Consider the following 15,315-nt stretch of genomic DNA (forward strand, 5'->3'; position numbering starts at 1 on the left):
GAATCAATAAGCTTTTTTCATTTTTGTAACATTTCATGATGGAAAAATGTTCTGCTGAACAGATGAATCATGAATAAATTGCTAATCATAAGCGTATTTTGAGGAACTGATACGTTTTATATTATTGACATAATCAAAGAAAAATTATTCAAAAAAACAATAATTTAGATGAATCAGAATACTACTGAGCTACTAGACTACATAAATTTAAATTAGGAAGGAGGAATCTGTTATGGAGAATATCAAAAAAACGAAAATCTTGCGCCAGTATGGAGATGAAGAGCTGGAAGCGATTCTTACAGCTATAGTAATGGAGGAACTTGCCAAAGGCGAAAATCAATCGACGGAGGATTATGAATAAAAATGAAAATTTGGTATGTGGGTATTTATGCAAGGGTTTCTACTACGAAAGACGAGCAAAAAGACTCCATACAAACACAAATTCAGAGTTTGCAAGAATGGATTCGTAAGAGCAATCAAGGGAACTTAGAGAGATATGAGGTTGTGAAAACTTTTCAAGATCACGGAATATCCGGTGCTACCTTTGAGAGAGATGATTTCGATGAAATGAAAAAATATATTGAGCAAGGTAAAATAAATATGGTGTTGACCAGAGATTTATCTCGTTTAGGGAGAAATTATATATTGGCTGGCTACTATCTGGAAGACTATTTTAAAATAAACAATATAAGATTTGTTTCAGTATTAGATCATGTAGATACAGTTGATGAGATCAATGATATTGTTCCGTTCAAAAATGTTTTGAATGAAATGTATATCAAAGATTGTTCAAGAAGGAGTCGGGATGGACTAAAGCAGAGAATGATCCGCGGAAGCTATATTGGTTCTAAGCCGCCTTACGGATATATGAAAATGATCATAGAAGAAAATGGGCAAAAAACCATTAAACTAGTACCTGCCGAGGATGAAACCACAGTAGTGGTGAAGGAAATATTTCAGTTGTATTTAAAAGGATGGGGGTATACGAGAATTGCAAATCAGCTAAATGACAGAGAAATACCTTCCCCAGCTTCACGCATTGGTTTTCCGTTGTCAAAATGGTATCGTTGGAATGAAAATGGTGTGAAATCAATCCTAACCAATCCAAAATATGGTGGAATCATGGTCCAGGGACAGTATAAGAAAATCAGTTATAAGCTTAAAAAAACAGTAAAGCTGCCTCAGGAGAACTGGATTTATAGTGGAGAATTTCAAGGTATTGTATCTAAAGATGTATTTTTAAAGGTTCAAGAGGAAATGGAGAACAGAAGGAGCTCAGGTATAAAAAAACAAGAAAAAGCCTATTTATTTAGCCATAAAATTATATGTGGAGATTGTGGCGGTGCAATGGGGTATCAAAAAAAGTACCAGGGATATCGGTGCATAAATGGCCAACGAGGTGGAAACCGTTGTACATCCCATAGCATTAAAGAGGATTTTTTGCTGTTGAAAATTAAAGAAGATATTCAATCTTATAGCGAGAAACTGAAAATTGAAAAGACTGTGCACCGGATGGATTTTTCGGTAAATAAGAAAAAAGAAGGCATACAGGTGCGTTTGACGGAGACAGAAGATCAATTAAAAAGAATTGAAGGGAAGCTTAAAAAATTATATGAGGATCGATTGGAAGAACATATATCAAAAGAGTTGTTCCTAAATTTTTCAAAAGAAATTGAAGAAAAACGGAAAATGTTATTAAAGAAAAAAGACCTCTTGCAAGAGCAGCTGACAAGTGTAAATCATGATATGGATCAATGGAGGGAAGGGCTTCGGGAAAGAATCAAGGAACTATTTACTTTTAAAAAACCTACGAATGGATTTATTGATAAACTGATAAAAGAAATTATTGTTTTTGAAAGTAAGGATAAGCAAGGGAGGATCATTGAGATACACTATAAATTTCGAGATCCTGTTTAAAAAATGGAATGCAATCAAAAATCTAAATACTGAATGTGGAGACTGCTTTATGCAGTGGACGATGAATTTGAAAAGCTTTTTAAAGTGAAGGTAGACTTTGATGATAAGATGGATACTGGAAAGGAAAATGAGCTTAAAATTGCTCAATTCATTAGCTATTACTGCAAAAGAAAAAACATTAAGCATTTGGATGCAACCGGTGTTGCTAAGGTTATAGAATATTGCAGCAGAATCGCAGAAAATCAAAATAAGTTATCAACACGCTTTAGTAAAATTGCAGAATTGCTAATAGAAGCGGATGCTTGGGCAGAAGTAGATAAGGAACCGTATATCCGTGATAAACATATCAAAAAAGCCTATGATGAAAAGATTTATCGAAACAATATGATAGAAGAGAAAATGCTGGAGATGTACAAAACAAGAAAAGTCATTATCGATATTAAGGAAAGAAAAATAGGCCGAATTAATGGATTATCTGTTATGAATCTGGGTGATCATGTGTTTGGGAAACCATCAGTCATTACAGCTACGACTTTTATTGGCCACAAAGGAGTTATTAATATTGAGCGGGAAGTCGAAATGAGTGGTAGTATCCATGATAAAGGGGTAATGATTCTGGAGGGCTATTTAAGCGAAAAGTTTGCTCAAGATGTGCCACTCTCCCTTACAGGGAAGATATGCTTTGAACAATCTTATGGCGGGATCGATGGAGATAGTGCTTCCAGTACAGAACTATATGCACTGTTATCGAGTCTGGGAGATGTACCGCTCAAACAATACATTGCGGTAACCGGTTCGGTGAACCAAAAAGGCGAGATTCAACCAGTTGGGGGGGTAACGGAAAAAATAGAAGGATTTTTCGATATTTGCAACCACTTTGGTCTTACAGGTGATCAGGGAGTCATGATTCCTTATCAAAATATTGAGGATCTGGTTTTAAAGGACGAGGTGATTCGTGCAGTACAAAAAGGAATTTTCCATATCTATCCTGTATCCAGCATTGAAGAAGGAATAGAGATACTAACGGATAAATCGTATCTTGATATATATGAGCGTATTAAAGGGAAATTGCATAAATATGCTGACTCAGACAATCAATCCACTGCTTCAGGAAAAAACTTAAAGAGGAAATAATGGCGGTTTTAGGAAATAGAGCGGATTCGCTCTTTTTCTGCTTATATTATATCATTAGCAAGTTATTAATAATTAAAATTATGTAAAGACTTCATAAAATGGAGGAATTTCTCAATCGGATATGGTATATTTTAAAAGGACAAAGTTTTCTGCATTGAAAGTAGGATAAAAAAATGAAAAAAGATAAAATATAACAATAGTTAGTATGAAATGTAATGAAAGCTATTATAGAATCAAGGAGGTAAATAAATATGAGCAGCATACATGAATTACCTTTTTTACAAGAAAAGATTCAGGAACTAAAAGATCAAGGAGTATATCGAAGACTGCCCATCTTAGAAGGGGCGAATGAATCTGAGATTGTACTTAACGGAAAAAGAGTGATTAATCTTTCTTCTAACAATTACCTGGGATTTGCCAATCACCCAAGATTAAAAAAAGCATCTATCGAGGCAGTAGAAAAATATGGTGTAGGTGCAGGTGCCGTGAGGACAATTATTGGAAATATGGATATTCATGAAGAAATGGAGACCCTTTTAGCAACATTTAAACGGGAAGAGGCTGTAATGACTTTCCAATCCGGTTTTAATTGCAATGCCGGAACCATACAAGCAGTAACAGAGGCCGGAGATATTATTATCTCAGATGAACTGAATCACGCGAGCATCATTGATGGAGCAAGATTAAGCAAAGCGGATAAGACAGTTTATAAACATAATGACATGAATCATCTTGAAAAAGTATTAAAAGAAAGTAGAGATAAATATAGAAACATACTGATCATTACCGACGGTGTGTTCAGTATGGATGGAGACATTGCAGATTTACCTTCTATTGCTACTCTGGCGGAGAAGTATAATGCCATGACCTATGTTGATGATGCCCATGGCTCTGGTGTATTAGGAGAAAGTGGCCGAGGAACAGTAGATCATTTCCATCTGCACGGTAGGATTGATTTTAGCATTGGAACTCTGTCGAAGGCCATCGGTGTCATTGGTGGATATGTAGCAGGAAGTAAAACTGCTCAGGAATGGCTAAACCATAGAGGAAGACCTATCCTCTTCAGTACGGCTCTCCCGCCTGCTGCCGTGGGTGCGATTATGGAAGCAGTGAAAATGTTGATGGAAACCACCGAGTATACGGATAAGCTGTGGAAAAACGCCAGGTACTTCAAAGAGAAGTTAGGGAAATTAGGCTTTAATACTGGTCACAGTCAAACACCTATTACTCCAGTAATTATTGGGGACGAAGCAAAGACGATGGAGTTTTCCAGAACCTTGCTTGATAATGGTGTATTCGCTTCGGGAATTGTATTTCCTACAGTTCAAAAGGGAACGGGAAGAGTTCGATGCATGGTAACGGCTGGACATACGGAAGAACAATTAGATCGTGCCATTGCTGCTTTTGAAAAAGTTGGAAAAGAAATGAATTTAATATAAAATGAGTATAAAAAGTGACCGGATGATTTTCGGTCATTTTTTTATCGTAGTAAATTTATTCATTCACATGATTCTTAAAGCTTGTTGTATAATAATATATAAGTTGTAATAGCTTTATTGCAATTTATATAATATCTAAATCTACATTGAGGTGATGGGAATGATTATCGGGACATGTACTGTAGAATTAGTGATGTTTGAACCAAATTCCCTAAAGGAAAAAAGACATATCATAAAAAGTCTGATTGGAAGACTTCAGTCTAGATTTAATGCTTCCATAGCAGAGATAGATCTACAGGAGAAGTGGAAGAGTGCGGTGATTGGTGTTGCCTGTGTAACAACCACTACAAAGCATGCAAATCAGATGATTGATAATATAATTAAGTTTATTGAGGGGGATAATAGGGTAGAGATTGTACAGTTACATATTGAAATATTATAGTATTTATTTTCTATATCCATTGATAACAAAGGAATAAACAGAAAGGTGAGGATATTTTGAAGAAGAAAGCAGATAAGGTCTTAAATAAGAAACAAATCCATCAAGTACTAGAGAAATTAGAAGCGACGTATCCTGATGCTGTATCAGAGTTGGATTATCGGACACCTTTTGAATTATTGATTTCGACAATACTGGCAGCCCAATGTACGGATGTGCGGGTGAATCAGGTAACGAAAAAGCTATATCAACATTATAATACACCGCAAGCACTGCTTGCCCTTACAGAAGAAGAATTGGGAGAGTGGATCCACAGTTGTGGCTTTTATAGAAGTAAATCAAAAAACATATTAAGTACCTGTCGTATTCTTATGGAAAAGTATGGAGGAGAAGTGCCGCAAACAAGGGAAGCGTTGATGGAGCTTCCCGGGGTAGGCAGAAAGACAGCCAATGTTGTGATTAGTAATGCTTTTGGGAAACCGGCTATTGCAGTGGATACCCATGTTTTTAGAGTATCCAATAGGATTGGATTAGCTCATAGTGATAACGTAGAAGATACGGAACAGCAATTAATGAAAAATATACCGGAGGATCAGTGGTCTGATGCACACCACTGGTTGATCTACCATGGCCGTAGAATCTGTAAAGCAAGGAAACCGTTATGTGAAAAATGTCCTATAAGTGAAGAATGTTTATATTATGAGGAATTAACCAAGAAGAACTAGATTCGATCTCGTTCTTCTTTTCTTTAGAATAGAAAAGGAAAATGTAAAAATATGACGAATAATAAATAAGGATCTAAAGACGAAAAGAGGTGTGGCTCATGGCGGAAGCTGGAGGACAAAGAATCAGTCCCCATGAAGTGATGTTTTCGCTGGACATTGGAACCAGAAACGTAGTAGGTGTAGTAGGCAGATGGGAAGAAGATCAATTTACCGTGATTGATGTAGAAGTCATAGAACATCCAAGCAGATCTATGTATGATGGACAAATTCATGATATTGATAAGGTTGCTGCAGTAGCAGAGTGTGTTAAAAATAATCTTGAAGGCAGATTAGGTTTTTCCTTGCGTCAAGTAGCCATTGCTGCAGCGGGTAGAGCATTAAAAACCTATCAGGTTCATGTAAGCAGAGAACTGGATATTACAAAAACCATCGATAAACGTGTGATAGATAGTTTAGAAATAGAAGGCATTCAAAAAGCGCAGCAAGCTCTGGAACATGAATCAGCAGATAAAGACACGAAATATTATTGCGTAGGTTATACCGTGATCACGTATTATTTGAATGATGGTATTATGACCACATTAAAAGGACATAGAGGAGACAAGATCGGCGCAGATATTCTGGCCACATTTCTTCCTCATGTAGTAGTAGACAGTCTTTATGGGGTTATGGAAAGAATTGGGTTAGATGTAATGAATCTTACCTTAGAGCCTATTGCTGCGATTCATGTTGCGATTCCTCCGAAATTACGTTTGTTAAATCTGGTGCTAATAGATATCGGTGCAGGAACTTCTGACATTGCAATAACACAGGACGGTACTGTGGTGGCTTATGCTATGGCCTCAGTAGCGGGTGACGAAATTACAGAAGCAATTGCAAAGACCTTCTTGCTAGACTTTGACAGCGCAGAAAAATTAAAAATAACATTAAATAAAAAAGAAAAGCACCACTTTAGTGATATTGTAGGAATACCCTATGAAATGACTACAAGTGAAATTATTGAACGTATTTCTGATGTTATTGAAGGTTTGGCAGCAGAGATTGCTGAAAAGATCATTAACTATAATGGAAAGGCACCTAGCGCTGTCTTTTGCATCGGTGGCGGAAGTCAGATTCCAACCTTTACACAGCATCTGGCGAATAAGCTTGGACTACAAAAAGAAAGAGTGGTTGTCAGAGGAACGGAAATAATTGAAAATATAGTTTTTCAGTGTGAAAAATTAGAAGGACCCGAATTCATCACGCCCATTGGTATCGGTTTGATTGCTTTGAAGGATCGTGAACAAGATTTTATCCATATTCACGTAAATGAAACAGCTATCAAGCTGTTGAATACGAAACAAATGTATGTTTCCGATGCCCTTATCCGAATTGGATATAATGCAAGAAAGCTAATCGGCCGAAGAGGGAAAGGATTAAACTATTTTGTGAATGGTGTCCAAAAAGTTATTGCCGGAGAGCCGGGTGAGGCAGCAAAAATCTTTATAAATGGTGCTCTTGGAAGTCTCGATACGAAAATAAAAAATCGAGACAATATCGTAATAGAACCTGCTTTCGATGGTAAGGATGTGAGAATCTCTTTAAATGAATTGTTCATGGAAGCTAAAACTGTTCAATTCAATGGCTTGGATTTTAAACTAATGGGTGAACCGCTTATAAATGGAAAGCCAGCAGCGTTGAATTACATTATTCAGGAAGGCGATCAGATTACTTACCGAGAGATTCAGCATATGGATGAATTACTGTTGCGATTCCAAAAAAAGATGGAGCTATGCAGGGTATTTGTAAATGGGGAGGAAGTCCAAAGCGACTATTTGTTGAAAGATAAAGATCAAATAAGGATTGAAGAAATAGAAGCGGAGCAAGAAAAAGATATAATACATTGCGGCGCTGATACTGAGTATAAAATGGAAAATACCATAGATCAGCCGAAAGATGATGAAAATCATGAAATACTGATTTATGTAAACAATGAACCAATTTTACTGAATGCTGCAAAGAAAACTCCCTATATTTTTGTAGATGTTTTCAATTATATAGATTTTGATCGTACAAAAGTCCAAGGAATTCTCATTTTAAAACTGAATGATCAAAGAGCAAATTATACAGATCTGATACAAGCCGGAGATCGAATAGAAATTTATTGGGAATAGGCGATCAGCTCTAATATAAATTTAAAGAAACTAGAGGAGCGATCCTCTAGTTATTTTTGGTTGCGGAGGCAGGATTCGAACCTACAGCCTCCGGGTTATGAGCCCGACGAGCTACCATTGCTCTACTCCGCGTCGGTAAATTTCTACTATTATAGTATATGTACACAGACTAAAGATTATACATGGGTTTTTAGAAGTTCGAAACTTATAGAAAAGGGGGAGGGAGAAATCTCCCTCCATCATGAAAGGGGAAAAATTTACGCGTGGACCTATGTCCACTACATATTATGCATGTACAAAGAATAGGTGACAAGATCCCACAACGGAAAAGCTTTAAGTTGGGCATTAAATTTGTATTACATTATGTTCAATCAAGCAAATATAATGTATATTAGTAATATAGGTGTGTCAAATGTAATAATATAAAAACAAACAGATCTCGCTAAATTAGAATTCAAAACGCAGGAAGGGAGGAAAAAAAGATGGATGCAAAAGCTACAAGCAGCACAAAACGAAAGAACTTTGTTGCAGGAATTATCATCGTATTATTGAGTTTTTTAGTTTCTACTACAGGAATAACTTTTTTTCTGATTCATCGTGATACAATCTATAATGGTGTAACCATAGAAAACATGGATATGGGCGGCCTATCTATTGCTGAGGCTAGAAAAAAGGCAGAAGAACGTTTTGAGGATAGTGTTACTCAAAAAAAGATTCTACTGAAATATGGAGATAAAGTATGGAGCTTTACTGGTGAGGATATCGGATATGATCTCAACTTTACAAAAGCAGTCAATGAAGCATACAATATCGGGCGGGAAGGCAACTATTTTGAGAGGTTGCAAAAAATCATCTCTCTCTATCGCAGGCCTGAAAATATAATGCTGACACCTGTTTATGATCAAGAAAAGATTGAAAAGCAATTATCTGCCATCAAAAAAAGTATTGATAAACCGGCAAAAAATGCAATTATAACCCGAACAAACGGAAAATTTGCCATAACACCTGAAATCACAGGCCTTCAAATGGATATAGAAAGAGCAAATCATTCTATCATAGAGGCTATATTGGATAGGAAAAATTCTTCTGAGACTACGATCGAGCTTCCGGTAGAAGTTCAATCTCCTAGAATTACCTCAGAGAGTCTTAGCTATATTAATGATTTGCTGGGTGTCTATACTACACAGTTCAATGCGGGAAATAAGAACCGCAGTCAAAATATCATTTTATCCTCGAATGCAATTAATGGAACTGTATTAATGCCAAATGATGTTTTTTCCTTTAATGAGAGAGTGGGTCCCCGAAGTAGGGAACGAGGCTATCAGGATGCTCCTGTTATTTTTAAAGGTGAATTGGTAGAAGGCTTAGGGGGCGGGGTATGCCAAGTTTCAAGCACCATCTATAATTCGGTTCTGATGAGCAACCTAAAAATTGTAGAACGTGTAAATCATAGTATTCCCTCTACCTATGTACCAAAAGGTTTAGATGCAACAGTTTCCTATGGTGTGTTAGATTTTAAGTTCCAAAATACATTTTCTCAACCTATTTATATTGAATCGAGCGTCCATGGAAATCAATTGACGATAAGAATTTATGGTTTAAAGACCGATAACAGGTTGATAAAAATTGAAACGAAAGAAACAGAAGTTGTAAAACGAGGTTCAGAGATAAAGTATGATGCAAACCTATTACAAGGCATGCAGCGTGTTGAACAAGAAGGGAGAGACGGGTACAAAATAACTACTTACAAGGTTTTATATGAGAATGGTGTAGAAGTTGAGAGAAATGTAGTTTCCAAAGACTATTACAGACCTCAAAAACAAATTATTGTTAAAGGGACAAAAAAACCTCAACCTGTAAAGAACAGTAAACAGGAGTCCGCAAATACAGTGCAAAACAATATTGAACCAGCCCAGTAATACCTTTTCTAAGTGATCATGCTGCTGCGATTTTTATAAAACGATATTTATAGTAGAAGTCTTAATGATGTTTGAGGTGATCAGATGAATCAGGATTTATTTGACAGAGAAATACAATGTCCTGTGTGTAAAAATATTTTTCATACGAAGAGAGTAAAGAGTTCAGCATGTAGAATTGAAAAACGGGATACAGATTTTTGTGTTGTTTACAGTAGCACAAATCCAATGTTTTATGGCGCCCATGTATGTCCCATGTGCGGTTATGCTGCCATGGAAAGTGTATTTAAGGATATAACTCCGCAAGGAAAGAAAGTGATCGAGACTGCCATAACAAAAAGGTGGGTACAGCGAAGTTTTGGAGAAGAAAGGAGCGTTTATGATGCCATTGAAGCCCATAAGCTGGCATTAATTTGCGGGCAGGTTCTAAATCACAAAAAAGGTGCTTTAGGAAATATTTGTTTAAAATTGGCTTGGTTTCATCGATTTATCAATAATGAAAGAGAACGGGAGTTCCTGCATCATGCACAAACCTGCTTTGAGGAGGCATTTTTACATGAATCGCTGCCTATAGGCAATCTTGATGAAGTATCTCTAACCTATCTCATCGGAGAATTAAATCGGAGGCTAGGAAAATATGAGGAATCTATTGACTGGTTTAATAAGGCAGTAGAGAATCCTTTGATTAAAAGAAATAAGAAACTGGAAGCACAAGCGAGAGAACAATGGCGGCTTGCTAAGGAAGAATTTAAAAAACTAAAAAACGATGTGCGGGTGGTATAAATGACGACCGTGTACTATGCTAAGGCAGCTACTGTCTTGGGTAAGTTCTATGTAGCAACCAGCGATATAGGTTTATGCAAACTTACGCTGGAATGTGAAGAAGAAAGCAGCTTTTTTAAGTGGCTGCATGAAAAATTTAATCTTGTTGAAGAAAACTATGATAAAAATGAGCATATAATAAATCAGTTGAAATCCTACGCAAAAGGAAATATAAAGGAGTTCCATACAAAATTTCATTTGGTCGGAACGCCTTTTCAGAAGAAGGTATGGCAGGCATTGGTTTCTGTACCTTATGGTACTGTTTGCAGTTATAAGGATATTGCTGTAAAAATTGGAACGCCTAAAGGTTTTCGGGCTGTTGGCATGGCAAATAATAAAAATAATATTCCCATCATTATACCTTGCCACCGGATTATTGGTGCAAACGGGAGTTTGGTCGGTTATGGCGGAGGCTTAGATTTCAAGAGAAAGCTGTTATCCCTTGAAGGCGTTACCATTCACGAAGGAAAAGCTGTTACGAATATGTAGCAGCTTTATTTTTTGATTTGATTATCCTGCGTGAGGAGGGGGTACTTTGTATAAAACAATGATGGTGCTGGGATTGTTGCGAATGATGAAAAATAGAGCACGTACATCGAAGAGAAAGCCCGTTGTATTTATTCCTGGCTTATTTGGTTCGATGGGTGACGAGATTATACCGGGAACAGGTGCCTGGAACTTTGGAATGGCTTCCTCTGTGTATGAACCTTTTATCAAAAGTATTGAAGAATTAGGATATGTTCGAAATAAGGATTTATTTATAGCCTTTTACGATTGGAGAAAGGATTGCAATTATATCTCAACACATTTTTTGAAAAAGGTTATCGATCATGCAAAAAAAGTAACAAGGAGTGATCAAGTTGATGTAATCTGCCATAGTATGGGCGGTCTCGCTGCGAGAGCTTATGCGCAAGGCAAGGCCTATGAAAATGACATTGATAATCTAATCATTATTGCAACCCCCAATGCAGGCGCAGTAGATGCTTATTATTTTTGGTCCGGCGGAGAGCTTCCTTATGAGCAAAATATCTTCAGAACCTTGATGGAAGGATATCTATGGATACTTGAGCGTGTATATGGTACTGAAAACGATATGGAAACAATCCATCGTTACTTATTGGGTGCAAGAGACCTGCTTCCTGGGAAAAAATATAATCACTATCTATACAGAATAGATCAAATGGGACGGATGAACTTTGTACCTTATGCAAGTATGCAACAACAAAATGCTTTTATAGATGCACTGAATGAAGATGAAGGAATCCTATCTCGCAGAGGGATCAAAGTAACCTTGCTTGGAGCAAAAGGCATAGAAACCAATCAATATCTGCATGTGGACAGAAACTATAGAGACGATATTGGAAGATGGGCAGATGGCAAAGTTCTGGAAGCCTACAAGTCTGTAGAGGGCGACGGTACAGTTATGCTGAAAAGTGTATTGGCGATTGAGGGAGATACCTATATTTTTCATGGAAGTCATACAGACATGTTAAAAAAATGCAGCTTCGTTCTTCGAAAAAAACTGGGAGTTCCAGAGGATGTGGCATTTAGTGAGCAAGAGGATCGTATAGAAAGGCATTTGAGCATATTGGTGGAGGGCAGTGGCGATGTTATGGTAAAGACCCTGACAAATCAAGGGGTTCACACAGTATATTCCGGTATGGAAAGACGGAATGGATTATATCAACAGCGTTTTCAATCTGGACTGCAGTGGATTATGCTTACCAATCATAATCCTGCTTCTTATTATATTGATTTTTATGCAAAAGAAAGCGGTGCAGTAAGCCTTCTAATCATGGACAGTGATGGAAAAACCAGTAGAATCAAAAATAAGCAGGTGGTAGCTGGGAAGAGTTATCGCGTATCAATATAGGCATGGGAAAGAAATTGCATAATATTTAAAAATCTGGTATAGTTTAGTTATAATATAAAGAATGTCCCTCAAGCAGCAGGGACATATTTTTTGCATATATTTAAATCCTATACACTACTGAATTTTGAGGTGATATTTTGAAGGGGAAAATTACATTGGTTACCGGCGGTGCCAGGAGTGGAAAGAGTTCTTACGCAGAGAACTTAGCGAAGCAATCTTTGGGGCCCGTGGCATATCTGGCAACAGCAATCGCCTTTGATCAAGGGATGAAGGATAGAATTAAGAAGCATCGGGAGAGTAGACCCCAGCAATGGACTACTTACGAAGCATATAAGGATCTATATAACCTAGTGCCGGAAATTGCACAATCCCATGACACGATTTTATTGGATTGTGTTACTGTTATGACAACAAATCTAATGTTTGAATATGAAAATCTAGATTGGGAAATCGTGCAGCATGAGGAAATAGATAGGATGGAAGACCGTATTAAGCAACAATTTGTAGGATTGCTAAAATCCTGTCAAGAATATGGACTTTGGCTGATTTTGGTAACCAATGAGGTAGGTATGGGGATCGTTCCGGAAAATCGGTTAGCGCGAATATTTAGGGATATGGCCGGAAGGATAAACCAATTAATCGCACAAGAAGCGGATGAAGTTTATTTTACAGTCTCTGGGATACCCATGAAAATAAAGTAAAGGAGTAAATGCAAAATGGAGAAAAAGTTAGATAAAGGACTTATACAGGTTTATACAGGAGATGGAAAGGGAAAAACAACGGCTGCATTAGGACAAGCCTTAAGAACCGTAGGACGCGGGTATAAGGTATATATGATACAGTTCTTGAAAGGTGGAGACTCAGGAGAATTACATAGTGTAGAGCGGCTATCGCCAGATTTTCAAATTTTTCGTTTTGATAAAATAAAGAAATTCTTTTGGACGCTGAATGAAGAAGAAAAAGCAGATTTAAAGAAAAGAATTGATGAGGCTTTTGATTTTGCCGTCAAAGTGGTCAAAGAAGAGCACTGTAATGTGTTGATTCTGGACGAAATTATGGGTGTGTTATCTAATAAGCTGCTTTCAATAGAACAGATTTGTCAGCTGATTCGGGAAAAGCCTGATCATATGGAGCTGATATTGACTGGAAGGAATGTACCTCAGGAAATTGTAGAACTTGCAGATTATGTATCTGAAATAAAAATGATTAAACATCCTTTTCAAAAAGGGATTCATGCCAGGGAAGGAATTGAGCAATAATGAAAAGGCTGATTCTAATGATCCAGTTCTTAACCCGAATTCCCATACAAGTTCAATTAGAAGTTGAGGAGAGGGACTTCTTAGATGGGGTTATTTATTTTCCTCTGGTAGGCTTGATTATTGGTATGTTTGTTTTGTCTTTTTACCACCTGGGGCTTTGGTTAGGGGGATCTTTCCTAGCAGCAGTAATGGCTGTAGCTATTGAAGTCTTTATCACAGGGGGACTGCATTTAGATGGCCTAGGAGATACCTTCGACGGCATATACAGTAATCGTCCAAAAGACAGAATACTAGAGATTATGAAGGATAGTCGTTTAGGAACAAATGCAGCTTTAGCCATATTGATTACACTGCTTTTAAAGATTGCCTTCATCGCTAATATTGATCCACCCCGTGCAGCTGCAATTCTTTTGCTCATGCCTGTATTTTCAAGGTTCATCTTAGTATTTTCCAGCAGATATGCCAAATACGCGCGGCCGAATGGCATGGGAAATTTGTATATTGGGAAAGTCACCAATCGACAGTTGCAGATCGCAGGTGTCATAACCTTGGGATGCTGCTTAATAAATCTTTGGTCCATACCCTTTATGGTTATTGGCTGTCTTTTCAGCCTTCTGTATATTCACCATATTACCGGAAAGATAGATGGAATGACAGGAGATACGCTAGGTGCATTATGTGAGCTTATGGAGCTGGTTTATCTTTTTTATTTTTTAGTTGTATTAAATTTAATTTGGTGAGGAATCTATGGAGTTAATATTAGTAAGACATGGCGAAACACAATTAAATTATGAAAAAAAATTTTGTGGCTGGTCAAATCCAGATCTGACAGCAGAAGGGCTCTTACAAGCAAAGGCTGCTGGCGATAAGCTAAAACATCAGCCGATTCATCAAATATTTTGCAGTGATTTGAGTAGGACGATGCAGACGGCAGAACAGATTAACCGCCATCATCAGCTGGAGATAAAGCCGTCAAAAAATCTTCGAGAAATGAATTTTGGCTTGTGGGAAGGTTTAACCTATACAGAGATACAAAAACAGTATCCGGCAGAAGCTGCTACTTGGGGAAAGGACTGGTTGGAGTATCCAGTACCAGAAGGTGAAAGCCTGCAGTTTATGTATGAACGTATTATTCAGTATATAGAAGAGATCGTGAACTGCAATACGGGCAAGCGAATCCTTATTGTATCTCATGCAGGCTGCATAAGAGCAATACTAGCCCATTACATAGGAAGAGGAATCCAGGACTATTGGCGGTATAAGATTGAGCACTGTGGTATTGCGAAAATAGAAATTTTAGACAATTATACTGTACTTTCTGCCTTAAACCAGTAAGGTAGTATTTATCATAAAATGCATAAATTGCATAAAAACATGTCTATATTGTAGAAAACCAGGAAAATATTAAGAAATCTATTGATAATTGACAAAAAATTTGATACCATGATAACAAGTAAATATGATACAAACAGGTGTCGAAGTACTTAATAGGGAAGTTCGGTGTAAGACCGACACAGCCCCCGCTACTGTGAGTGAGGATGAAATTGGCAAATAGCCACTTGTTATATACAAGGAAGGCGCCGAAAGTAAGTAGATTCACGAGTCAGGAGACCTGCCTGTTTTGATCTGCTGTATGAC

At 37.2% G+C, this 15,315-nt stretch carries 15 protein-coding genes, 1 tRNA gene and 1 riboswitch; of the genes, 15 read left to right on the top strand and 1 reads right to left on the bottom strand.

Features of this window, described 5'->3' with window-relative positions; translation table 11 throughout:
• Positions 1–232 precede the first annotated feature (232 nt).
• From Gferi_RS29060 to Gferi_RS24160, 7 genes are all read left to right on the top strand, one after another.
• On the top strand, positions 233–361 hold the full coding sequence (locus Gferi_RS29060) for a hypothetical protein (protein WP_257785956.1): 129 nt from the start codon (positions 233–235) through the stop codon (positions 359–361).
• A gap of 2 nt (positions 362–363) precedes the next feature.
• Positions 364–1,917 (top strand): recombinase family protein, encoded by a 1,554-nt coding sequence (locus Gferi_RS24135; RefSeq protein WP_069980672.1) that lies wholly within the window; start codon positions 364–366, stop codon positions 1,915–1,917.
• 54 nt (positions 1,918–1,971) lie between these two features.
• The gene (locus tag Gferi_RS24140; RefSeq protein WP_069980673.1) at positions 1,972–3,051 is read left to right on the top strand and encodes a Lon-insertion domain-containing protein; all 1,080 of its coding nucleotides are present in this window, start codon (positions 1,972–1,974) and stop codon (positions 3,049–3,051) included.
• 251 nt (positions 3,052–3,302) lie between these two features.
• Entirely contained in the window at positions 3,303–4,490 is a 1,188-nt protein-coding gene (locus Gferi_RS24145) for a glycine C-acetyltransferase (protein WP_069980674.1), read from the top strand.
• Between the two features lie 160 nt (positions 4,491–4,650).
• Positions 4,651–4,932, top strand: a complete 282-nt coding sequence (locus tag Gferi_RS24150) for a DUF503 domain-containing protein (protein ID WP_069980675.1) — start codon at positions 4,651–4,653, stop codon at positions 4,930–4,932.
• A gap of 56 nt (positions 4,933–4,988) precedes the next feature.
• Positions 4,989–5,654: an endonuclease III gene (gene nth / locus Gferi_RS24155; protein WP_069980676.1), complete on the top strand. Its 666-nt coding sequence runs from the start codon at positions 4,989–4,991 to the stop codon at positions 5,652–5,654.
• Between the two features lie 98 nt (positions 5,655–5,752).
• On the top strand, positions 5,753–7,807 hold the full coding sequence (locus Gferi_RS24160) for a cell division protein FtsA (RefSeq protein WP_069980677.1): 2,055 nt from the start codon (positions 5,753–5,755) through the stop codon (positions 7,805–7,807).
• Between the two features lie 57 nt (positions 7,808–7,864).
• On the opposite strand, the gene Gferi_RS24165 is transcribed toward Gferi_RS24160, so the two are convergent.
• Positions 7,865–7,939 (bottom strand) — tRNA-Met (locus Gferi_RS24165).
• 350 nt (positions 7,940–8,289) lie between these two features.
• Between Gferi_RS24165 and Gferi_RS24170 the strand changes: the two genes are divergently transcribed.
• The 8 genes from Gferi_RS24170 (at position 8,290) to cobC (ending at position 15,012) form a co-directional block, all read left to right on the top strand.
• Entirely contained in the window at positions 8,290–9,726 is a 1,437-nt protein-coding gene (locus Gferi_RS24170; RefSeq protein ID WP_069980678.1) for a VanW family protein, read from the top strand.
• A gap of 84 nt (positions 9,727–9,810) precedes the next feature.
• Positions 9,811–10,506, top strand: a complete 696-nt coding sequence (locus Gferi_RS24175) for a DUF2225 domain-containing protein (RefSeq protein WP_069980679.1) — start codon at positions 9,811–9,813, stop codon at positions 10,504–10,506.
• Positions 10,507–11,034, top strand: a complete 528-nt coding sequence (locus Gferi_RS24180) for a methylated-DNA--[protein]-cysteine S-methyltransferase (protein ID WP_069980680.1) — start codon at positions 10,507–10,509, stop codon at positions 11,032–11,034.
• Positions 11,035–11,080: 46 nt separating this feature from the next.
• Positions 11,081–12,418 (top strand): esterase/lipase family protein, encoded by a 1,338-nt coding sequence (locus Gferi_RS24185; protein WP_069980681.1) that lies wholly within the window; start codon positions 11,081–11,083, stop codon positions 12,416–12,418.
• Between the two features lie 137 nt (positions 12,419–12,555).
• Positions 12,556–13,119 (top strand): bifunctional adenosylcobinamide kinase/adenosylcobinamide-phosphate guanylyltransferase, encoded by a 564-nt coding sequence (gene cobU / locus Gferi_RS24190; protein ID WP_069980682.1) that lies wholly within the window; start codon positions 12,556–12,558, stop codon positions 13,117–13,119.
• 15 nt (positions 13,120–13,134) lie between these two features.
• Complete coding sequence (locus Gferi_RS24195) at positions 13,135–13,677, top strand: cob(I)yrinic acid a,c-diamide adenosyltransferase (protein WP_069980683.1); 543 nt, start codon at positions 13,135–13,137, stop codon at positions 13,675–13,677.
• Positions 13,677–14,417: an adenosylcobinamide-GDP ribazoletransferase gene (cobS, locus tag Gferi_RS24200; RefSeq protein WP_069980684.1), complete on the top strand. Its 741-nt coding sequence runs from the start codon at positions 13,677–13,679 to the stop codon at positions 14,415–14,417. The genes Gferi_RS24195 and cobS overlap by 1 nt, the downstream gene beginning before the upstream one ends.
• 7 nt (positions 14,418–14,424) lie before the next feature.
• Positions 14,425–15,012, top strand: coding sequence for an alpha-ribazole phosphatase (gene cobC / locus Gferi_RS24205; protein ID WP_069980685.1), 588 nt, complete (start codon positions 14,425–14,427; stop codon positions 15,010–15,012).
• 118 nt (positions 15,013–15,130) lie between these two features.
• A riboswitch (cobalamin riboswitch) is annotated at positions 15,131–15,311 on the top strand.
• Positions 15,312–15,315: the final 4 nt, after the last annotated feature.

The organism is Geosporobacter ferrireducens (assembly GCF_001750685.1).
GTDB lineage: Bacteria > Bacillota > Clostridia > Peptostreptococcales > Thermotaleaceae > Geosporobacter > Geosporobacter ferrireducens.